The sequence below is a fragment of the Lysobacter sp. genome (assembly GCA_013141175.1).
Taxonomy (GTDB): domain Bacteria; phylum Pseudomonadota; class Gammaproteobacteria; order Xanthomonadales; family Xanthomonadaceae; genus Lysobacter_I.
This window is the reverse complement of sequence record JABFRN010000001.1, coordinates 3,383,954-3,403,398: the sequence shown is the minus strand read 5'-3', so window position 1 is coordinate 3,403,398 and position 19,445 is coordinate 3,383,954. Positions and strand designations below refer to the sequence as shown.

The window sequence follows — 19,445 nt, the reverse complement described above, 5'->3', positions numbered from 1 at the left end:
AGCGATGGACGGCCTCAACCGCCGCCGACCACGCTCAGGGTCGGCGTGCGTTTCGGCGATTTGTAATCAGCGGCGGTTTCAGCGGTATAGGCGCAGACGCGATTGCGGCCTTCGTTCTTCGCGCGATACAGCATCTGATCGGCGTGCGAGAGCAGGCGCGACAGGTCATAGCCCGACTGCGCGGTCGAACTGACACCGAAGCTCGCCGTGACCACGAACGAGTAACCGCATTCGCGGGTGTCGATCTGGGCGAGCTGCGAACGGCAGTCTTCGGCGAGACGCGCAGCCGTGGCCAGATCGAGGCCATGCAGCAACACCGCGAATTCCTCGCCACCGATACGGCCGAGATAGTCGACCTTGCGACAATGCGAAGAACAGGTCTTGCCGACCTGTTTCAACACCCAGTCGCCGGCGCCATGGCCGTAGGTGTCGTTGATCGCCTTGAAGTGGTCGAGATCGAACATGACCAGCGCCGCGGGTTGACCGGCACGCGCCGCGTCGATCAACGCACGCTCGGACTTCTGCGTGAAGAAATGGCGATTGCCCAGCCCCGTCAGCGTGTCGGTCTGCGCCAGACGCTGCAATTGGCCCTGATGACGCTTGATCTGAATGACCCAGAAAATGATGCCTGCAAGCAACAGCATCAGGAATACCATCACAAGACGTGCTTTTTGCGTGCTCTCGCGCTCGAGCGCGAGCTGTTGCGATTGCTGCTGCGTCTGCTCGTGAAACATTTCATACGCGACTTCACGCGCTTTCACGTCGCCCAGATAGGCCTTCTCGGCCTGGGCATACTGTTTGTACAGCGCGAGTGCCTGCTCGGTCTGCCCGCGGCGTTCGGCGATCTGATACAGCGTGCCGTATGCGGTCACCAGTGCCTGCGTCGATTTGATCGCGTCGCCGAGCGCGATCGTCTCCTCCGACTGCTTTTGCGCCTCGGTGAGATCGCCTTTCTTGAGCTTCAATTCACCCAGCAGCGAGCGGATTTCCGCGATCAGGCGCGGATAGCGCGTGGCGAGCACGTCCGGAAGCGCGTCCTGCTCCAGCAGCGCCACGGCCTTCTCGATCTCGCCCAATTTCGCCAGCTCACGCGCACGCGTCGCCCTCAAGGTGCTGGCCGCCATGAGCTCCGGAAGCTTGAGGCAATCCGCCAGAGCCGAATCGAAGGAATCGCTGGAGCCGTCGAGCTTGCCGAGCACCTGTTGGGCTTCGAGCTTCACGCTGCTCGCGAAACATTTCACGCGCGGCGCCGGAGATCCGCCGAGCACTTCGTCGGCGTATTTCAAACCGAGCGAATACTGGCCCATCTGGTTGTAGAACATCGCGGCGGTGCCGATGCCGTCTTGACGGATCTTCTTGTCCTTGACCTTGTCGCGCATTTCCAGGTTGCTGTGCACGTAGGGCAAGCCAGTACTGAAGTCGCGACTGATCGCCGTCAGATTGGCGATGAGGCTGCCCGTGCGGAATTTGAGATCGACGTCGGAAACCTGCTTGTAGAGCCGTGTCGATTGTTTGAAGCCGTCCGCGAACCGATCCTGATAGATCGTGGAGAAAGCCTGCAGATACCGGAGTTTCTGCGACTCGATCTTCGTCGCCTCGGATTTCCGCTTCTCGAGGACGACGATGATTTCCAGAAAGCGCTTGGGGTTGGAGCTGCGTATGCTGTCGGCTTCGGCGAGCAGATCGCCGTAGCGCGATGCCCCATGGGCAGTCATGGTCGATGCCATGGCCAGAAACGCCAGTACCAATGTCAGGAGCATCCTTTGCACAACTCACCCCAAGCCTAGTTTCCGTTTCGATGACGCCGAAAAGTCATTCCGCTTTCGGCTCTTCTTCCGACGATTCTTCTTCCTGATCCGGAGCCTTCCTTTCTTCCTCTTCAGACGGACTGAAAACGAGGCAGAGCAGTGTGTCCCGACCATTGAGCTGGTCGCCAAGTCTCTTGGCATCTCCCCTACGCAAGCTATCGCGTTGGTTTTCTTCGACGTTCAATGCCGCAACAGCTGCTTCGTAATCCGGGATGGGCATCCTCGCCATGGCGGCATTGGCACCCATCGATTCAAGAAACTGAATCACATTCGACATTACAACTCCCCCTATTATCTATGAGTAGACGTGGTTTAGGCGGTTTCATGGCCAAACCCTGAACTTTCATACAGGTCCGTATTGAACGCGGTCCCGGTTCCCGGGCTTATCCCCAAGCCCAACCCGACGTTAATCCATTGACATCACATAGCAGGCTAAGTCAGTCGATCAAAAATATCAACAAGTTCAATGAGATGCCGCATCGATCTCAGCGATTCTGGCCAGCATGGCCTCATTGCGGACCATGGGCCGGGCCGGAGGCACCACGAGGGTGCTCTGGGGGCTGAGCTTTGCATCCACAAGCGCCGACAGCGGTAGCCGCTCCATCCGGGGGGCGGAGATCGGCAGGGTGGCCGCTTCGTAAACGATGACTTCGTGCCCGGGCGGGTATCCCTCCTCCGCCAGAAGCTCCAGCAACAGCTGTCGATAGGCCGCGCCGGTCCCGAATCGCGACACCGAGCGGTCGCCGACCACGCCGATCTGCCAAAGCACCAGATAGGCGGTCGGGTCCAGCCGGCGACGGTAGAACAGCAACTGGCTGGCTTCATAGTGCTGGCAGCCGTACGTGCCGGGATCGATGCCGAGGTCGGCATACAGACAGTCTTCGGCCGAGATGCCGGCATGCATCCCGGCATCGAAACCTTCGGCCCGGGCCTGGGCGATGGTGTGATGCGGCACCTGGGCGAAGACACCGGGGTGGCCGTAGAACACTCCGCAGACCCGGTGGCCGGCACGCACTTCGGTGAGCATCGCCTCGATCATCTCGCGATAACTCTGGTTGCGGCGCTTTCCCTCGGCGTAGTACGGCTGCAGGCTGCGCATGTCCGGGCGCATGCCCTGCAGCCACAGCTCGACGATGGCGTCGGAGACCAGGCCGAAGACGATATCGGCATGCTCGATCTCGCTGCGCGAGCGCGGGCTGACGTGAGCACCGAGCATCATGCCGAGGCCGACGGCCACATAACTGCCTTTGGTGGGTTGCATTTCGGTTCCGGACACAGGCGCAGTCATCGATGGTGTGGGTTGGACGCGCGAGAGGCAAGCCGGGCACGCCATGCATCGGCCGTCATCCGCCAGCCGACGCTACCGGGCGTATCGATGTCGAACGGATCGAACCCCAGGTGTTCGATCAGACGTCCGGCACCGATATTGCCTGCGGCATGCCTGCCCGTGACTTCGTCGATTCCCAACCGCCAGCGCTGCGACAGCGCGCCATCGACCACGCCTTCCAGGGCCTGCATACCGGCGCCGGTATGCTGCGCCTGCGGCAGCAGCATCAATCCCAATTCGCCGCGGGAGGGCACCGCCGCATCGCGCACCAGCGCCGCCAAACCGAGCGTCTGGCCGGTCCGCTGGTGCGAGAGATGCCAATAGCGCGCCCGTGCTGCCGGATTGGCGTTGTGCCTCAACGCCTTGGCGAACATGTCGGCAGCGGCATCCGCGCTCAAGGCTTGGGCGATGTGCCGCATCACCGAAACGTCGGCATACAGCCCCACGTACAGATCGACATCGCCCTCGGCCACCAATCGCCCGCGAACACGGTCTGTTTCGAAACCCCAATCGACGCGGCCCATCGGCATCAGACAAAACTCGCGTAGTCGTCGAGCGCGAAACGCTGGATGTCCGGCACCCGACAGTCGGCGACGGGATGGCCGACGACCAGCAGCAGATAGGCCATTTCGTTCTTCGGCCGGCCGAGGATATCGTTCAGAAACCCCATCGGACTTGGGGTGTGGGTCAAGGTGGCCAGCCCTGCCCGATGCAGCGCGGCGATCAGCATGCCCGTGGCGATTCCCACCGATTCATGCGGGTAATAGCGTTTGACCTTGCGATCGGCGGCGTCGATACCGAAGCGCTCGTAAAAAATGCCGATCAGCCAAGGTGCGGTTTCGAGGAAGGGTTTGTCGGCATCCGTGCCCAGCGGCGCAAGCGCACCGAGCCATTCCTCCGGTGCACGATGCGCGTAGAACTCCCGCTCCTCGGCCTCGGCGGCTTCGCGGATGCGGCGCTTGATCCGCGCATCCTGCACCGCGACGAAGCGCCACGGCTGCTGGTTGGCACCACTGGGCGCACTACCGGCGGCACGCAGGCAATGCTCGATGATTGCACGCGGCACCTGCGTCGGCGCGTAATCGCGGACGGTGCGGCGGCGGGCGAGATCGTCGGCGAACGCGCAAGCGGCGGCGACGCGCTCATCGTCGGTCATCTCCGGCATCGGAGGCAGGGCGATGGTCGAATGGTTGTGCATCGTCGCTCGATGGCTCCACGGCGCGTCATCGACGCAAACCATAACAGGCCGGCCAACAGGTTGAGCACCCGCACCGGCCTGACTACACTGGGTCGATCGCGTGCGCATGGCACGCTGGCCGGGGAAGCCGATGCATCCGTTGCTGATTCTGTCCGCGATCCTGCAGATCGGGTGCGTGGTGCATGTGGTACGTACCGGCCGGCCGATGTACTGGATCTTTCTGCTGTTCATCGGTTCCTACATCGCGATCGCCGCGTATTTGATTGCGGAAGTACTGCCGGGGCTGGGGCAGAACAGGACCGCCAGACGCGCCCTGCGCGGGGCACAGGACCGCATCGATCCCGAACGGCGAAAACGCGAGGCCACGCGCCAGCTCGACGTGGCCGACACCCTCGACAACCGCCGCCGGCTGGCCCAGGAAAGCTTCAACAGCGGCGACTACCAGCAGGCGGCGGAACTGTATCGATCCGGCCTGCGCGGCCTGTACGCGACCGACCCCGAATTGATGCTCGGCCTGGCCCGCTCCCAGTTCGCCCTCAATCTCAACACCGACGCGCGGCAGACGCTGGACGATCTGATCGCCGCCAACCCGGACTTCCGGTCCGACGACGGCCATCTGCTCTATGCGCGCTGCCTGGAGGCTTTGGGCGATATCCCGGGGGCGATCCACGAATACGAGGCGCTGGTGGCGGGTTTCCCGGGCGAGGAAGCCCGCGTGCGCTTTGGCCTGTTGCTCAAGCGCGAAGGCCGCGCGACACAGGCGTCCGATATCTTCAATACGGTGTTGAAACGCTCGCGGGTGGCACCGAAGTATTACCAGCGCGAGCAACGCGAATGGATCGACATCGCGACCCGCGAAGCCACGTGAAACGGATTCATGTGAACCGGATGCACATGAACACGATCCAGGCCGGGCCTGACGATCGCCGCTCACCCGCATCGCCAGCCGTTAGCATGACGGCATGCCTCCCCCGCCGCCTATCCGCCTGATCGCCCCGGACGTATCGTCGGCCGTGCTGGTCGCCTACAGCGGCGGCGTGGATTCGAGCGTGCTGCTGCATCTTCTGGCGGACGACGCCGCGATCCGCGCGCATGGTTTGCGCGCGCTCCATGTCCACCACGGGCTGCGGCCCGACGCCGATCTCTGGGCAGCGCATTGCCTACGGGTCTGCGCCGATCTGGGCATCGACTGCGACATCGTGCGGGTCACGGTCGAACGCGATAGCGGCCTGGGCCCGGAAGCCGCGGCACGGCATGCGCGGCGCGAAGTCTTCGCGCGCACTCTGCGCACGGGAGAGACGCTCGCACTGGCGCAGCATCGCGACGACCAGGCCGAGACTTTCCTGCTGCGCGCCCTCCGCGCCTCCGGCCCCGATGGTCTGGCCTCGATGCGGCCGTGGCGGCATTTCGCCGCCGGGTGGATGTGGCGGCCACTGCTCGATACGCCGCGTGCGGCGTTGTTGTCCCATGCGCGGGCGCGGTCGCTGGCCTGGATCGAAGATTCCAGCAATGCCGACATTGCGCTCGATCGCAATTTCCTGCGCCACCGGGTGCTTCCGATGCTGCGCGAACGCTGGCCCGATGCGGATGCCGCGTTCGCGCGCGCCGCGATGCTGGCTGCGCAGAGCAGTGCGCTGTTGAGCGAACAGGACGCCCGGACGCTCGCGGCGGTTCGCGATGGGAATGGCGCAGCGCTGTCGGTACCTGCCCTGCGGGATTTGCCGGCCGCGCGCCGTGCCCGGGTGCTGCGACACTGGGTCGCAAGCCTCGACTGGCCGCCGCTGCCTGCGAAAGGCATCGCACGGATCGACACCGATCTGCTCGGCATCGAAGCCGACCGCGCTGCCCGCGACCGCATGCCGAGCTTCGCCTGGCATAGCGTGGAAATCCGGCGCTGGCGCGATGGCCTGTACGCGATCGAGACCGGACGCGCACTCGATCCCGCATGGTCCTGCCGCTGGGATGGATGCGCGATGCTGACATTGCCCAATGGCGACAGCCTGGAATTGGCTGGTGCCTCCGGCTTCCCCTCGCCCCTGCTCGTGCATGCGCGGCGCGGCGGCGAACGCATCCTGCTGCCGGATCGCGGCGAACACCATCACACGCTCAAGCATGTCCTGCAGGAACAGGGCATCCCGCCCTGGGAACGCGCGCGCATGCCGCTGATCAGCACCGGCGAAAACGGCATTCTGCTCGCCGTGGCCGACCGCCTCCGTTCGGCCGGATTCGAACACTGGATGCAGTCGCAGGGCGCACGGCTGGTATGGACGCGGCGACCGGCCCCTGTCGGCTGAAACCGCGAAGGCTTACACTCGCGCCATGGCCAAAAAGACCGCGTCCGACAGCACTGCAGACCCGTCCCGGATCGACTCGCCCGTGGCGAACTTCGAGCAGTCGCTCGATGCGCTCGAGCATCTGGTCGAGAAGATGGAACAAGGGCAGATGAGCCTGGAAGATTCCCTCGCCGCCTACGAACGCGGCGTCGGCCTTTACCGTCGTTGCCAGCAGGCCCTCGAACAGGCCGAACTGCGCGTGCGCCTGCTCAGCGATCCGGAACAGCCCGATACGGCTGAACCCTTCGGCGATACCGCCAGCGACCATGGCTGATCCGCTTTCGGCCAATCGCATCACGATCCGCGCCCCGACCTCCGCGAGCACCGCCTTCCCAGACTGGCGGCAACGCGTCGACGCCGCGCTCGAACGCGCACTGCTCGACCACACCCTCCACGATTCGCGGCTGCAGGCCGCCATGCGCCACGCCACGCTGCTCGGCGGCAAGCGCATGCGCCCGATGCTGGTCTACGCCACCGGCGATCTGCTCGGCGCTGACGTTGCCGTACTCGATGCCCCCGCCAGCGCGGTCGAACTGGTCCATGCGTATTCGCTGGTCCACGACGACCTGCCGGCGATGGACGACGATGCCCTGCGTCGCGGCCAGCCCACCGTGCATGTCGCTTTCGACGAAGCGACCGCGATCCTCGCCGGCGACGCGCTGCAGTCGCTGGCGTTCCAGCAACTCGCCGACGCACCGCTGCCGGCCGACGCGCGGATCGCGATGGTGCGCGAACTCGCCTGCGCCAGCGGTGCCGCCGGCATGTGCGGCGGCCAGGCGTTCGATATCGATGCGACCGGCCGGGGCGGCGATATTTCGCTGCATGAACTGCAGCGGCTGCACGCGCTGAAAACCGGCGCGCTGCTGCGATGCGCGGTGCGCCTGGGCGCGATCGCCGGCCATGCCGACGACACCGCATCCATTGCGCTCGACCGCTACGCCGAAGCGCTCGGCCTGGCGTTCCAGATCCGCGACGATCTGCTCGACATCGAAAGCGACAGCACGACGCTGGGCAAGACCGCCGGCAAGGATCTCGCGCAGAACAAAGCCACTTTTCCGGCGCTGCTGGGCATCGACGCCTCGCGCGCGCGACTGTCGGCACTCGCCGACGTCATGCACACGGCGCTGGCGCCATTCGGCGATGGCGCCGCGCTGCTCGCCGCGCTGGCGCGACAGGTGATCGAACGCGACCGCTGAAGCGGCGAGCGAGAAAAAAACATCTGTCATCCCGAACGTCCGCGCAGCGGACGGAGGGACCTGCTTCTGCTTCGTCCATGATCGAGCAACAGCAGACCCTTCCTCGGGCTTCGCCCTCGTTCGGGATGACTTGGTTTTTCATAGCGCCTGGTGCTCATCGCTTCGTGACCGAGCCAACGGGCTGATTTTCAAGAGCCGATTGGCCGGTCAGCCCGCTCTACGGAAAAAATCTGTCATCCCGAACGTCCGCACAGCGGACGGAGGGACCTGCTTGTGCTTCTTGATTTCGACAAGCAACAGCAGATCCCTCCTCGGGCTTCGCCCTCGTTCGGGATGACTTTTGTTTTCGGCGGAGCGGCGGGATTCAGAACAACCGGATCGTCAGCGGATACCGATACATCTCGCCGTCATAGGCTTTGACCGCAGCGACGATGGTCAACACGACCCACGCGATCGCCAGCGCGATCCACAGCGGCACCGCGATCAGCAGCCCGAGGCCGAGCGTGAACACGACCAGCACGATGCTGGCGACCGCGTACAGGAACATGCTGACGTTGAAGTTCAGCGCTTCCTTCGCGTGCGTGGCCGCGAAGCTGGAACGGTCGCGCACCAGCAGCCACACAACCAGCGCGCCGACCGCACCGGCGATACCGGCGAACCACGACGTCGCGAAAGCGGCGACCAAGGCGGCCAGATGCGCGCCTGCGGCCCAGTTGCGGTCGCTGGAGGCGATATCCGAAACGGTGTCGGTGGTGTTCAGGGTGTCGTTCATGGCGGAATCCTCCCAAAGCGGACCTTTGGAATGCGCGTCCGGAACCGTCCGGCGCATGCACAAGATGAGGCATCCGCAGGCGTAAACAAGCCAACGAAAGACATACGCGCGGCACCTCGATGGCGCGGCGCTCGTCTCAACCGCGCAGCAGGCCCTCCAGTGGCCGGACGGCGCGGCTGTCGGGGAATATCCGCGTCTCCAGCGCGGATTCCGGCACCGCCAGATGCCCGGCGAGCAGGCCCTTGAACAACGCGCGCATATCGGTGGTCGGACGCAGATCACGGCCTTCCAGCAACGCGCCGGCAGCGAGCCCGGGCCAATCGCCGCCGACCCGCCCACCGCGCACCGCACCGCCCGCCAGCAACGACACGCCACCGACGCCGTGATCGGTGCCGGCGCTGCCGTTGGTCGCCACGGTACGGCCGAATTCCGTAACCACGACGACCGCCGTGCGGCTCCATTCGTCGGCGAGGCCATCCCGGATCGCGCGCAGGCCGGCGTCGAGTTCGGCGAACTTGCGATCGAGCGCGAGCTGCTGGCCACGATGCGTATCCCAGCCGCTGTCCTCGACGAACGCGATGCGCGCGGCATCCGGGCCGCGCATGCGCTTGGCGGCTGCGGCCATCGCGTCCGGCAAACGGAACGCACCGCGCCCATTCTTGCCCTGCGCGTCGCCCATCTCGGTCGCAGCCACCGCCATCGCATCCGCGAACGCCGGTGCGAGCCGCGTATCGGCCGCATACAGGGGCTGCAGCTGCTGCATCAGGGCATCGGGCAGGTCGCGCGGCAGCGGCGGCGACCAGATCCCGGTGCGCTCGGAACCGCGCATCGCCAGCGGCATGACCTGGGCGATGGCGACGCCCTCGGACGACGCCATGCTCTGGATGCAGCGGCCGATCCAGCCGTCGCGCGCGCCGCCGGGCGCTGCGGTGCCGTTCTCGAGACAATCCTGCGCATCGAAATGCGAACGCCGCTGGTACGGCGGCGCCACCGCGACCAGCGGCAGCAATTGCTTCTCGCGATAAAGCTGGTGCGCGAAAACCATTTTGGGATGCAGGCCGAAACCGCCGTCCAGCGTCAACGCATCGCGCACCGCGAGTTCGCCGCGCGCGCGCAGATAATCGGCATCGTCGCGCGGCGGCAGCAGGTGCAGGCCGTCCATCGCGCCGCGCAGCAGCACCACCACCAGCCGCGTCTGCCCGCCCGATGCGGCCGGCGACAGACCGGGCCACAGCGTCAGCATGGCGGTACCGCCGAGCGCGGCGAGGAATCGGCGACGGGTGATCGAGGGCATCGTCATCACACTCTCCACTGGAAGGCAGGGCTGGAAAACAACACCGCGAAACCTTCCTGCGGCGAGCCGGCACGACGCAGCAGCTCAGCGAACGGGCCCTGCACCGCCTCGGAACCCAGCACGTCCGCCGCAAGCTCGACCGGCTTGCGCGTGGTCGCAAGTTGTTCCGCGAGTACGCCGGACGCCTGCACGCGCTTGCGCAGCGCGTCGCCGCTGGCCCAATCGGCGGCGGTATCGGGAAAACCCGCTGGCGAGCGCGGGGTGAAGGTCGGCTGTCCGAGCTGCTGCAACAGGCGCATCAGGATCAGCGGCCGACGATCGATCCGCAGTCCGCCGGCACGCATCGCCGAGACCACGAAATCTTCGGGCGTCTTGAATTTGCGCGCATCGTCCGACCACGCGGCATCGTCGTCGATCATCGCGCGGTACAGCGCCGGCAGCGATCCATCGCTGCGCAGGAACGCTGCCGCCATACGCTCGACCAGCGCCGGTGACGGCGTATCGGAAACGAAGTGACGCGCGAGTTTCAGACTGAGATGGCGCGCGGTCGCCGGATGCACGGCAAGGTCGCGCAGGATCGCGCGGCCCTGCGCCTCGCCGCCTTCCGCATAGCGCTTTCCGAGCACGCTGCGCGCGCCGGGTTCGTGCGCGCCGGGTCGGAATACGAACGCCGACCCTTGCGGATTCCGCAGATCGCGGCGCAGCGGCGTACCCCAGCCGGTGATCGCTTTCGCCAGTTCGATCACATCCTGCTGCGCGTAACCGCCATCGACGCCCAGGGTGTGCAATTCGAGGATTTCGCGCGCCAGATTCTCGTTGACACCGAGCTTGCGCTTGGCGTCGCGGCGCTCGGCGCGCTGCGCCAGCATCGAGTCGTCGCCGACCGAAGCGGCATTGTCGAGGTACAGCAGCATGCCCGGATGGGTTTCCACCGCCGCCAGCAGCTCGGAGAAGCGGCCCAGCACATGCGGCCGGATCGCTTCGCGCTCCATCGGCGCGGCGAGCAATCGCGCGCTGTTCTTGTCGATCGAAATCGCGAAGTGATTCGACCAGAAATGCACCAGGCGTTCGACGAACGGCGTTGTCGTGGTCGCGGCGACCCGATAGCGCAACGCGAGATCGGCCATCGCATCGCGGCGCAGCGCCTGTTGTAGCGACGTGGGTTCGATGTCGTTGCCGGCAGGATTGGCCGGCATCTCCTGCGCCATCGCGGCGTCGGCAGCTTTGCCTGGCCCCTTGCCGGCCTCATTGCGCGCGCGACGGCGCTGCTGGCGGTACTCGGTCTGGCGCTGGATGATCTCGAGACTGTCCGGCAGGTTCGCGAACGCCGCGAGATCGGGCTTCGCCCGCAACTGCGCCTGCAGCCAGCCGCGCGCATCGCCCGCCCGGGCGAGCTCGCCCGGCATCGCACCCAGACCGAAACGGTTGACGGCTGCGGTTGTCGCTGGATTCGTCATGTCATGCGCCAGGGTCCGGAAGACCTCACCGGGAACGCCTGGAAGCATGGATGGTTGACACCGATGGCCCGGAAAAGCATAAGCCCCGGCGCGAAGAACGCGCCGGGGCTTATGCAGGAACCGCTGGATCGGACGATTACTTGATCAGGCGGATCGCGAACGGATAGCGGTAGGCTTCGCCCTGGTGCGCCTTCACGCCGGCGATGATGCTCAGCACCACGCAAGCGACCCAAGCGGCCATATTGATCAACGCGCCGATCAGGATGATGGTCAGTACGATGCCGATCACATAGACGAAGAGCAGCGTGATCTGGAAATTCAGCGCTTCCTTCGCCTGATCGTTGATGAAGCCCTTGTCGGCCTGGTCTTTGTTGATCAGCCAGATGATCAGCGGGACGATGAAGCCGAGGACGATGCCCGAGATGTGCGTGATCAGCGCAAGTGTCTTCTGGTCTTCGGAGGGCGCCCCGGACGGTGCCGGCGGCGGTGCGGTGAATTCGTTCCCATCGGTCATTTTTGATTCCCCATTACGTTCGGATGATGCGTTCGGTGACACTTCAGCCCGCGACGCGGGCAGGCTCTAGCATACACAAACGTCAAAATCCGCCGGCAACGGTCATCCGCCCGAGGAGTACCGACCCCATCCGGATATACGACCGGGGGTCGATATCCGTACCGATGGCCTCGATATTCCTGAGCATGCCCCTGAGATTGCCGGCGATGGTGATGCCGTCCACGGGGTAGGCGATCTCGCCGTTCTCGACGTAGAAACCCGCCGCACCGCGCGAATAATCGCCGGTAATGGCGTTCACGCCCTGCCCCATCAGTTCGGTCACCAGCAGGCCGGTGCCCATGCCGCGGATCAGGTCCTGCAGGCCGCCGGCATTGGCGGCGACATCGAGGTTGTGCACGCCGCCTGCATTGGCGGTGGTCTGCAGTCCCAGCCTGCGCGCGGAATAACTGCCGAGCATGTAGCGCTGGAGGATCCCGTCGCGCACCAGGTCGGACTCCCGCGTGGCGACGCCCTCGGCGTCGAACGCGCTGGACCTCAGGCCGCGCATCAGGAACGGCTGCTCGCGGATCGCGCACCAGTCGGGCAGCACCGGCGTGCCGACGCTGTCGAGCAGGAAACTGGCACGGCGATAAAGCGCGCTGCCGGAGATGGCGTTGATCAGGTGCCCGACCAGCGAGCGCGCGACTTCGGCCTGGAACAGCACCGGCATCTCGCCGGTGGCGAGCGAACGTGGATCCATCCGCGCCAGCGTGCGCTCGGCGGCGCGGCGACCGATCGCCGTGGTCGATTCCAGATCCTCGCGGGCCAGCCCGAAGCTGTACCAGTAGTCGCGCTGCATCGCGTCGCCTTCGCCGGCGATCAGCGCGCAGCTGATGCTGTAGTGGGTATTGCGGTCGCGACCCAGGAAGCCGTGCGAATTGGCGTAGACACCGACCGACTGTCCGCAGGAGACCGAAGCGCCATCGGAATTGGCGATGCGGGGGTCGGCTTCTCGACCGGCGGCTTCGCAGGCCAGCGCAAGATCCACCGCTTCGTCGGCGTCCATCGTCGATGGGTGCCAGCTGTCGAACTCGCGCGGGTCGGTCGCCATCAATCCCGCGTCGGCCAGGCCCGAGGCCGGGTCGTCTTCGGTATGCCGGGCGATGGCGCAGGCCTGGGCGACCGTCGCTTCAAGACTCTCCGGGCGCAGATCGGCGGTGGTGGCGCTGCCCTTGCGCTGGCCGAAGTACACCGTGACGCCGATGGAGCGGTCGCGGGTGGACTCCACGCTCTCGACCGCACCCATGCGCACATTGACGTTGAGGCCCCGGTCTTCATCGCAGCTGACCTCGGCCTGGGTCGCGCCCTGGGCGCGGGCGCGGGCCAACAGGTTGCGGGCAAGATCGGACAGGCGGTCGAGCCGGGCCTGGCTGTCGTCGTGTCCGGCGGACACCGGGGAAGAAGCGATCACGTTCAATGCATTATCCTGTCGTCATGAGAGGCAAAGATTTCGAAACCGGTGAGTTCCTGTCCCCGAGCCGCAGCCAGCAACGGCGCGAGGCCCTGGAAGTGCTCGAGCTGGCCCGGCAGCTGTCCGAACTGACCGCGCAACAGATCGCGCGGCTTCCGGTGCCCGAGCGTCTGGTCCCGCACATCGACGAAACCCGGCGGATTCCGTCGCACGGCGCGCACAAGCGCCAGCTGCAGTTTCTGGCGAAGCAGATGCGCCGGGAAGACGACGAAACGCTGGAGGCGATCCGCGATGCGCTCGATTCCAGCGGCGAGGCGGCGCGTCTGGAAACCGCCATGCTCCATCGCGCCGAAACCTGGCGCGAGCGGCTCATGGCCGACGGCGATGCGGCGCTGACCGAGCTGCTGGATGAATACCCGCATGCCGACCGCCAGCATCTGCGCCAACTCGCGCGCAATGCGCACGAGGAAAAGCTGCGCAACAAGCCGCCCCATGCGTTCCGCGAACTGTTCCGCGAATTGCGGGAGCTGCTGGCGGACAGGCATTCCGAAGACGCCGAAGCCAGCGCCGGACCGGACGACAGCAACGAAGCCTGAGCGCCGGGTCTCCGTACCGCGTCGGATCACGTCTTCGTCCCGCCCACGGTGAGCTGGTCGATCAGCAGCGACGGTTGGCCGACACCGACCGGCACGCTCTGCCCGTCCTTGCCGCAGACGCCGACGCCATCGTCCAGCGCTAGGTCGTGACCGATCATCTTCACCCGCTGCATGGTCTCGGGGCCGTTGCCGATCAGCGTGGCGCCTTTCACCGGCGCGGTGATGCGACCGTCCTCGATCATGTAGGCCTCGGTGGCCGAGAACACGTATTTGCCGCTGGTGATATCGACCTGCCCGCCGCCGAAGTTCACCGCATACAGGCCGCGCTTGACCGAGCGGATCATGTCTTCGGGCGAATCCTGGCCGGCGCGCATGTAGGTGTTGGTCATCCGCGGCATCACCAGGTGCGCGAAGGATTCGCGACGGCCGTTGCCGGTGACGGGCATTCCCATCAGCCGCGCGTTGAGGGTGTCCTGCATGTAACCGGTGAGGATGCCGTCCTCGATCAACGTCGTGCAGCTCGTCGGCGTGCCCTCGTCATCGATGTTGAGCGAGCCGCGCCGGCCGGCAAGCGTGCCGTCGTCGACGATGGTCACGCCCGGCGACGCCACGCGTTGACCCATGCGGCCGGCGTACGTCGACGTGCCCTTGCGGTTGAAATCGCCTTCCAGACCGTGGCCGACCGCTTCGTGCAACAGCACACCCGGCCAACCGCTGCCCAGCACCACCGGCATGGTGCCGGCCGGCGCATCGATCGCGTCCAGATTCACCAGCGCCTGGCGCAACGCTTCGCGCGCGAAACGCTCGGGCTTGTCGCCACCGAAGAGTTCTTCGTATGAACAGCGTCCGCCGAAGCCGGTGCTGGCCGATTCGCGGCGGCCGTTCTGCTCCACGATCACCTGCACGTTCATGCGCACCAGCGGTCGGATGTCGCCGGCGATCACGCCGTCGCTGCGCGCGACCAGGATCGTGTCGACCACGCCGCTCAGCGAGACCACGACCTGTTGCACGCGCGGATCCGCAGCGCGCAGCAGGCGATCGACGCGACGCATCGCATCGAGTTTGTCGGCGTTGGCGTAGGCGTCGATCGGATCGAGCGCCGGATACAGCGTCGCCGACGGCCGCGCACCGGTCGCGACCAGCGACGACGACGTGCGCGTTTCGCCGTCGCGCGCGATGGCACGCGCGGAACGCGCGGCCACCAGCAGCGCATCGGACTGGATTTCGTCCGAATACGCAAAACCGGTCTTTTCTCCGGAGATCGCGCGCACGCCGACGCCCTGGTCGATCGAATGCACGCCGTCCTTGACGATGCCGTCCTCGATCATCCAGCTCTCGCGCCGCGAATGCTGGAAATACAGATCGCCGAAATCGATGCCGGGGCCGAGCAGCAGGCCGAAGGCGCGTTCGAGACCGGCATGGTCCAGCCCGGCGGGTGCGAGCAGGCGCGCTTCGGACAATTGCAACATCTGGGGCATGGGGGTTCCGGTGGGATTCTGCGATGTGGAAGGAATGGCGACGGACGCGGGCGCGATCAAGGCCGGCCGCCGACCGAAGCGGGAGCACCGCGCGCCGAGACGTTCGGACGTTCGATGACTTCGACCTTTGGATCTTTCCACGGGCCGGTGACGCGATAGTTCTTCGCTGTGGCCTGGCCGAGCGGCTTCTGCAGCACCGCATTCGCCACCGCGCCGACCGCCGCCCCGACCGGACCGCCAGCGATCGCGCCGACAGCGGTCAGCAGATTGCCAGCCTTGGGCAGCACTTCGATGGTCTGGTCGAAGGTCTGCGCGCGCAGATTCGCCGCGCCGCGGATATTGATCCGCGCCGACGGCCCGTCGATGGCCAGATCGTCGCTGCGCGCGCTGCCGCCGCCGAAGTGCACGGTACCGGCCAGCTTGTTGAACGCGAAGCCTTTCGAGAAGAAATCGCGGAAATCGAGGGTGAGGCGGCGCGGCAACTGCGCGATGCTGAGCAGGCCCAGCACGCGCCCGGTGCCGCCGGGCTCGACTTCGACCAGGCGCCCGCCCTTGACGTCGAGCTTCAGAGTGCCGTCGAGCGTGGCCATCTGGAACGCCATCGGGCTGCCGGTCCATCCCGCATCGAAACGCGCCTCGCCCTTGCCGCCCTCGATGCGTCCACCGACGCCCAGGTCGGTGAGCAGCGCACCGAAATCGTCGCTGGCGAGGGTCGCCGACAGCCGGGTCCGCGTTGCGGCGCCGCGTCCGCTCCAATCGCCGGTGAGATCGATCCGCCGCTTCGACGCGCGGGTCTGCAATTGCAGGATTTCCATGCCGGTCGCGGTGGCGCGCGAACGGAACTGGGTATCGCCGAGCGCCGCATCGACGATGCGCAGATCGTCCACACGCAGATTCATCGCCGGGATGTTCGCAGGATTGATCTCCGCGCCGGTGTTGCCGGCACCGTTCGCGGCGACGCCATTGCTCGTCGGCGATGTCGCCGGCGTGCCCGCGCTGCGCCAATGGAGCCGCTGCAGACGCCCGGCGACGGTGCCGCCCGCGGCATCCGGCACCAGCAACGCGCCCGCAAGCGCGGGGCCGTCGAGCTGCACGGCGAGACCGCCGCTGGCGGGCGCGATCTGCAGCCGCGTGTCCGGAAAATTCGCGCCGAGCAGCAGCAGGCGTTCGGCGCTGGCATCGACGCGGCGCAATACCAGCCGGTTGCCGCCATCGCCCCGGGTGAGCGCGATCCAGCCGATCGCATCCAGCGTCGCGGCGCGTCCACTGACGACGAGTCCCGATGCGGGTGGCGCTTCGGCGACGCGGTCGGTGCCGAATGCGGCGCGAATCCCGAGCTGTCCCTGGGTCTCTTTCGCACGCAGCGCGAAACGCTGGCCGAAGGCGATCGCCACTTCGCCCTTGCCCAGCGGCAACTGCAGATCGATCGTGGTCGGCAACACGGCGCCTGCGCTCTTGTCCATCGGTGCCGGCAGATCGAACGCGGTGCCGACCAGGTCGGAACGCAACTGCAGACGCGTCACCTGCGCCGCGACCGGCGCTTTGGCGGACTTCGGTACCGGACGCGCGCTGCCGCCGGCGGGGATCGCGATCCCGGCGGTCCAGCGCGAACGCCCGCGCACATAGGGTTTCAGCCAATCCAGATCGCTGCTGCGATCGAGCAGATCGTCGGTGGTCATCGACGCTTCGAGTTCCGCTTCGAAACCCTGGCGCTTGTCGCGCACATGGCCGGGACCGGCGCGCAGCGACAGCCTGCCTTCCTGGCGGTCGTACTGCGCGCGCAAACCGTTCGCGCTGAAACCATCCTGGTCGTACTTCGCGCGCCCGTTCACCCCGGAAAACGCGAGCTTCCATTGCGATTCCGACAGCCTCACGCCGCGCAGATCGATGCTGCCGTCGATGCGTGCTTTCTGCGCCGGGCCGCCGTGCAGCGGCAGGTCGAGCGCGAAGTCGACCGCTGCCGGCCCACTGGCGCCCAAGGTGGTGAGGATGTCGCCATGATCCTTGCGCAGCGGACTCTGCCGTATCAGACCCAGCAATTTGGACGCATCGGCATCGGCGTGCGCATCGATGGCAAGCGCGCCCTGCGAAAAATCGGCGATGCCCGCATCGAATGCACGCAGGCCGACCTCGGCCAGCACCGCCTTGCCGCCGACCGAAAAACCATTGCCGATGAAAGCGATCTCGGCATCCATATCCGACGTGGCAGGCCAATCGTCGTGGAATTTGACGCGCATGTTCCCGAGCGTCGCGCGGGCATCGAATACGCCTTGCGGTGGCACGCCCGCAACCGGCGTGAAGGGCCAGTCGTCCAGATCGCCGGAAATCAGCGCACGACCGTTGCGCACCTGTCCAGCGACCAATGCGGTATCGAGCCAGTCGATCAACGACTTCGACATCACGTGCTTCGGCCAGAATTTCTTGGCGACGGGCGCGGCGGCATCGTCGAGTTCCGCCGCGATGTCGATCTGCGGTGCGGTGCCGTCGCCCTCGAACCACAGGCCGCCACGCACGTCGGCGCCATAACCCTCGCCATCGATGCGCAGCGCCGGTGTTTCCACGCGCCAACCGTCGCCATCGCGCCAGCCGATCGCCTCGCCGCGCAGCCCCACCGCATGCACGACACCGAAGCCGCGCGGCCAGTCGAAACGCATGTTCGATGCAGGATCGAATTCGAAGGAGAGACCGTCGCCATCGCCACGCAGATCGCCGCCGAGTCCGCTGATGCCCGGCGAGTTGCCCACGGAGGCGAACTGCAGTCCGCGCACGGTGGCGGCTGCGGTCATCGCACCGCCACGCAGACCGCCGACGCGCACGCGCTCGAGCACCGCGCCGGGTTTCGCCGAGGCCAGCCAACGTCGCAGCCCGGGATCGAGCCGGTCGCTCAGCGCGATCACCGCGAACAGCGGGCCGGCGTCGATGCGTTCGGCGCGCAATCCGTAATGTTTGCCGCCGGCGAGCACCAGGCCATCGAGGATCTGCGGTTTGCTGTCGGCCTCGGCATGCACCTGCATGCTCGGCGCATCGAGACGCCAGCCGTTGGCGTCGGCCGACCAATGCGCGACGGTCTGCAAACGCGCGAACGTTGCGACCGGCGCCGCGGCTGCGGTCGATATCGCCGTCGCCGCTGCGTGCGCGAGCGCAGTCCTGTCGTCCTTGAACGGTGCGCCTCGCAGCCGAACGCCCGACAGGTCGCCGTCGACGCTGATCGCTGCGACTTGGCGCTTGCGCAGCGTCGCCCACACTTCTGCGCGTCCACGACCGGCCGCAATCCTCACACCACCGATCCGCAGCAGCGGCGACCACGCCGAGAGGTCGGCATTCTTCGCTGCCGCGTAGAGATGTCCGTCGCCGGTGTCGCGATCGAAATCGAGCACGACATCGATCGGCGAGGCGTCGTCGCGGATCCGCGCGCGAAGACCGCCGCGCACGCGGTCGCCGCTGACCTGCAGGCGCACGTCGACATCGGGAATCATGGTGTCGATCTGCAACGACGGCGCCGAAATGCCCAGCCGGGCATCGATCACCTGCAGCTCGCCGAGACCTTCCAATGCGCCCAGCGGATCGCCGCCCTGCGATTGCCCCGGCAGACCGCGTACCTGCCAGCGACCATCGTCGGCGCGTTCGAGCGTCAACGCCAGGTTGCGCACGCGCAGCTCGGTGAACGAACGCCCCGGCAACAAGCCGGCGTATTGCGAGACCAGGATTTCCGCCGCACCGATCGCAACCGCATCCTTGCCCTCGCCGACGCGCAAACCGTCGAGCCGCAGCAGCGGGCCGCGTCTCGTCCATTCGGTCTGGACACGATCGAACTGCACCGGTCGCCCCGCCCGCGCCGTCAGCCACTCGGCGATGCGATCGGGATGACGTTCGGCCAGCGGCAGCACTTGGCTGACGATGCCTGCGACCAGCGCCAGCAGCACCAGCGAGACCGCCGTGACGTACCACAGCCCGCGACGCGCAAGACGCAGACGACGGCGGAGCGAGGTCGGCATCAGCCGCACGCTCCGCACAACGCCGCC

Annotated in this window: 17 protein-coding genes; 5 read left to right on the top strand and 12 right to left on the bottom strand. The window is 66.4% G+C overall.

Annotated features, from left to right (window positions below; genetic code table 11):
* Positions 1-14 precede the first annotated feature (14 nt).
* The 5 genes from HOP03_14980 to HOP03_14960 all read right to left on the bottom strand — a co-directional run bounded on the left by HOP03_14980 (position 15) and on the right by HOP03_14960 (position 4,333).
* Positions 15-1,715 carry a diguanylate cyclase gene (locus HOP03_14980; GenBank protein ID NOT89467.1) on the bottom strand — a complete coding sequence of 567 codons (1,701 nt, stop codon included), beginning with the start codon at positions 1,713-1,715 and terminating at the stop codon, positions 15-17.
* 97 nt (positions 1,716-1,812) lie between these two features.
* Positions 1,813-2,085 (bottom strand): hypothetical protein, encoded by a 273-nt coding sequence (locus HOP03_14975; protein ID NOT89466.1) that lies wholly within the window; start codon positions 2,083-2,085, stop codon positions 1,813-1,815.
* A gap of 186 nt (positions 2,086-2,271) precedes the next feature.
* Positions 2,272-3,027: a hypothetical protein gene (locus HOP03_14970; protein ID NOT89465.1), complete on the bottom strand. Its 756-nt coding sequence runs from the start codon at positions 3,025-3,027 to the stop codon at positions 2,272-2,274.
* Between the two features lie 65 nt (positions 3,028-3,092).
* On the bottom strand, positions 3,093-3,665 hold the full coding sequence (locus tag HOP03_14965) for a GNAT family N-acetyltransferase (GenBank protein NOT89464.1): 573 nt from the start codon (positions 3,663-3,665) through the stop codon (positions 3,093-3,095).
* Complete coding sequence (locus tag HOP03_14960; protein ID NOT89463.1) at positions 3,665-4,333, bottom strand: nitroreductase family protein; 669 nt, start codon at positions 4,331-4,333, stop codon at positions 3,665-3,667. Before HOP03_14960 ends, HOP03_14965 begins: the two co-directional genes overlap by 1 nt.
* 130 nt (positions 4,334-4,463) lie before the next feature.
* On the opposite strand from HOP03_14960, the gene HOP03_14955 reads away from it, so the two are divergent.
* The 4 genes from HOP03_14955 to HOP03_14940 all read left to right on the top strand — a co-directional run bounded on the left by HOP03_14955 (position 4,464) and on the right by HOP03_14940 (position 7,862).
* Positions 4,464-5,201, top strand: coding sequence for a tetratricopeptide repeat protein (locus HOP03_14955; GenBank protein ID NOT89462.1), 738 nt, complete (start codon positions 4,464-4,466; stop codon positions 5,199-5,201).
* Between the two features lie 94 nt (positions 5,202-5,295).
* A complete protein-coding gene (gene tilS / locus HOP03_14950; protein NOT89461.1) occupies positions 5,296-6,627 on the top strand; it encodes a tRNA lysidine(34) synthetase TilS in 1,332 nt (443 codons plus the stop codon).
* A 25-nt stretch (positions 6,628-6,652) separates the two neighbouring features.
* Entirely contained in the window at positions 6,653-6,940 is a 288-nt protein-coding gene (locus HOP03_14945; GenBank protein ID NOT89460.1) for an exodeoxyribonuclease VII small subunit, read from the top strand.
* Positions 6,933-7,862, top strand: coding sequence for a geranyl transferase (locus tag HOP03_14940; protein ID NOT89459.1), 930 nt, complete (start codon positions 6,933-6,935; stop codon positions 7,860-7,862). The genes HOP03_14945 and HOP03_14940 overlap by 8 nt, the downstream gene beginning before the upstream one ends.
* A gap of 364 nt (positions 7,863-8,226) precedes the next feature.
* Here HOP03_14940 and HOP03_14935 read toward each other — a convergent pair whose 3' ends face one another.
* The 5 genes from HOP03_14935 to pmbA all read right to left on the bottom strand — a co-directional run bounded on the left by HOP03_14935 (position 8,227) and on the right by pmbA (position 13,355).
* Positions 8,227-8,634 carry a DUF4870 domain-containing protein gene (locus tag HOP03_14935; GenBank protein ID NOT89458.1) on the bottom strand — a complete coding sequence of 136 codons (408 nt, stop codon included), beginning with the start codon at positions 8,632-8,634 and terminating at the stop codon, positions 8,227-8,229.
* Positions 8,635-8,770: 136 nt separating this feature from the next.
* Positions 8,771-9,928, bottom strand: coding sequence for a DUF1501 domain-containing protein (locus HOP03_14930; protein ID NOT89457.1), 1,158 nt, complete (start codon positions 9,926-9,928; stop codon positions 8,771-8,773).
* A gap of 5 nt (positions 9,929-9,933) precedes the next feature.
* Positions 9,934-11,385, bottom strand: a complete 1,452-nt coding sequence (locus tag HOP03_14925; GenBank protein ID NOT89456.1) for a DUF1800 domain-containing protein — start codon at positions 11,383-11,385, stop codon at positions 9,934-9,936.
* A gap of 136 nt (positions 11,386-11,521) precedes the next feature.
* Positions 11,522-11,899: a DUF4870 domain-containing protein gene (locus tag HOP03_14920; GenBank protein NOT89455.1), complete on the bottom strand. Its 378-nt coding sequence runs from the start codon at positions 11,897-11,899 to the stop codon at positions 11,522-11,524.
* An 82-nt stretch (positions 11,900-11,981) separates the two neighbouring features.
* A complete protein-coding gene (pmbA, locus tag HOP03_14915; GenBank protein ID NOT89454.1) occupies positions 11,982-13,355 on the bottom strand; it encodes a metalloprotease PmbA in 1,374 nt (457 codons plus the stop codon).
* Between the two features lie 17 nt (positions 13,356-13,372).
* On the opposite strand from pmbA, the gene HOP03_14910 reads away from it, so the two are divergent.
* Positions 13,373-13,945, top strand: a complete 573-nt coding sequence (locus tag HOP03_14910) for a DUF615 domain-containing protein (protein NOT89453.1) — start codon at positions 13,373-13,375, stop codon at positions 13,943-13,945.
* A 26-nt stretch (positions 13,946-13,971) separates the two neighbouring features.
* On the opposite strand, the gene tldD is transcribed toward HOP03_14910, so the two are convergent.
* Both tldD and HOP03_14900 read right to left on the bottom strand, forming a co-directional pair.
* Entirely contained in the window at positions 13,972-15,423 is a 1,452-nt protein-coding gene (gene tldD / locus HOP03_14905; protein ID NOT89452.1) for a metalloprotease TldD, read from the bottom strand.
* Positions 15,424-15,479: 56 nt separating this feature from the next.
* Complete coding sequence (locus tag HOP03_14900; protein ID NOT89451.1) at positions 15,480-19,418, bottom strand: TIGR02099 family protein; 3,939 nt, start codon at positions 19,416-19,418, stop codon at positions 15,480-15,482.
* Between the last annotated feature and the right edge of the window lie 27 nt (positions 19,419-19,445).

Coding starts and splice junctions, on each gene's coding strand:
- HOP03_14935 (NOT89458.1), bottom strand. CDS start 8,634: ATGAACGACACCCTGAACACCACCGACACCGTTTCGGATATCGCCTCC.
- HOP03_14930 (NOT89457.1), bottom strand. CDS start 9,928: ATGCCCTCGATCACCCGTCGCCGATTCCTCGCCGCGCTCGGCGGTACC.
- HOP03_14970 (NOT89465.1), bottom strand. CDS start 3,027: ATGATGCTCGGTGCTCACGTCAGCCCGCGCTCGCGCAGCGAGATCGAG.
- HOP03_14940 (NOT89459.1), top strand. CDS start 6,933: ATGGCTGATCCGCTTTCGGCCAATCGCATCACGATCCGCGCCCCGACC.
- tilS (NOT89461.1), top strand. CDS start 5,296: ATGCCTCCCCCGCCGCCTATCCGCCTGATCGCCCCGGACGTATCGTCG.
- HOP03_14945 (NOT89460.1), top strand. CDS start 6,653: ATGGCCAAAAAGACCGCGTCCGACAGCACTGCAGACCCGTCCCGGATC.
- HOP03_14965 (NOT89464.1), bottom strand. CDS start 3,665: ATGCCGATGGGCCGCGTCGATTGGGGTTTCGAAACAGACCGTGTTCGC.
- HOP03_14980 (NOT89467.1), bottom strand. CDS start 1,715: ATGACTGCCCATGGGGCATCGCGCTACGGCGATCTGCTCGCCGAAGCC.
- tldD (NOT89452.1), bottom strand. CDS start 15,423: ATGCCCCAGATGTTGCAATTGTCCGAAGCGCGCCTGCTCGCACCCGCC.
- HOP03_14955 (NOT89462.1), top strand. CDS start 4,464: ATGCATCCGTTGCTGATTCTGTCCGCGATCCTGCAGATCGGGTGCGTG.
- HOP03_14975 (NOT89466.1), bottom strand. CDS start 2,085: ATGTCGAATGTGATTCAGTTTCTTGAATCGATGGGTGCCAATGCCGCC.
- HOP03_14910 (NOT89453.1), top strand. CDS start 13,373: ATGAGAGGCAAAGATTTCGAAACCGGTGAGTTCCTGTCCCCGAGCCGC.
- HOP03_14925 (NOT89456.1), bottom strand. CDS start 11,385: ATGACGAATCCAGCGACAACCGCAGCCGTCAACCGTTTCGGTCTGGGT.
- HOP03_14920 (NOT89455.1), bottom strand. CDS start 11,899: ATGACCGATGGGAACGAATTCACCGCACCGCCGCCGGCACCGTCCGGG.
- HOP03_14900 (NOT89451.1), bottom strand. CDS start 19,418: ATGCCGACCTCGCTCCGCCGTCGTCTGCGTCTTGCGCGTCGCGGGCTG.
- HOP03_14960 (NOT89463.1), bottom strand. CDS start 4,333: ATGCACAACCATTCGACCATCGCCCTGCCTCCGATGCCGGAGATGACC.